Below are 918 nucleotides of genomic sequence, written 5' to 3'. Positions count from 1 at the left end.
AGTGTCTGACCGAAAATGAGTTGAGTGATTTCAGCGGGTTATGATTCATGGGTTTGCGATAACCTGATGAGATCAAGATGGCCTGGACTGAAATCACCCGAGCGCAGTATCAAAGGGACGACCTGGAGTATGCAAGCGACCTTCGCGATGCGGAGTGGGCGCTGATTGCGCCTTTGATGCCCGAGAGGAAACGACTGGGGAGACCACGACGTACGGATTTGCGCCGGGTCATGGAGGCGATCCTCTATATCGTCACTACGGGTTGCCAGTGGCGACAATTGCCTCGTAACTTTCCCGCTTTCACGACCGTGCAGGGCTATTTCTACCGTTGGATCCGCGAGGGACGATGGGAAGCCATGAACCATATTCTCGTGATCCTGTCGCGTGAGCAGGACGGGCGAGACGCCACGCCTTCAGTGGGCATTATCGACAGCCAGTCGGTTAAAACCGCTGAAAATGGCGGCCCACGCGGTTATGACGCGGGCAAGAAGATCAAGGGACGCAAGCGACATATCGCGACCGACACGCTGGGTCATGTCGTGGCGGCTGTTGTACATCCCGCCGACATTCAGGATCGTGATGGTGCGCCGCTGGTAGCGGTCAGGATACGCTCATTGTTTCCCTGGCTTCGCCATCTGATCGGTGACGGGGGATATGCTGGCGAGAAGTTGCGTGGTGCGCTGGCTGAACTCGGCCGATGGACGATCGAGATCGTCAAACGTAGCGATCGGGCCGAAGGCTTCGTCGTCCTGCCCAAACGCTGGATCGTGGAGCGTAGCTTTGCATGGCTCGGACGTTGCCGTCGCCTCACGAAGGATGTCGAGGCAACAATCTCGTCATCCCACGCGTGGTTGATGATTGCCCATATCCGCAGAGTTCTGCGAAAAATCAATCAAACCGCTTTCTGATTCAGGCTCT

Annotated in this window: 1 protein-coding gene; it reads left to right on the top strand. The window is 56.6% G+C overall.

Going from position 1 to position 918, the window contains the following annotated elements:
- Window positions 1-77 precede the first annotated feature (77 nt).
- Window positions 78-908: an IS5 family transposase gene (locus tag CFR71_RS15845; protein ID WP_034927665.1), complete on the top strand. Its 831-nt coding sequence runs from the start codon at window positions 78-80 to the stop codon at window positions 906-908.
- Window positions 909-918 lie beyond the last annotated feature (10 nt).

Source organism: Novacetimonas pomaceti, from assembly GCF_003207955.1.
GTDB lineage: Bacteria > Pseudomonadota > Alphaproteobacteria > Acetobacterales > Acetobacteraceae > Novacetimonas > Novacetimonas pomaceti.
Note: the sequence above shows the minus strand (reverse complement) of the source record. Positions and strands in the feature narration are given on the sequence as shown.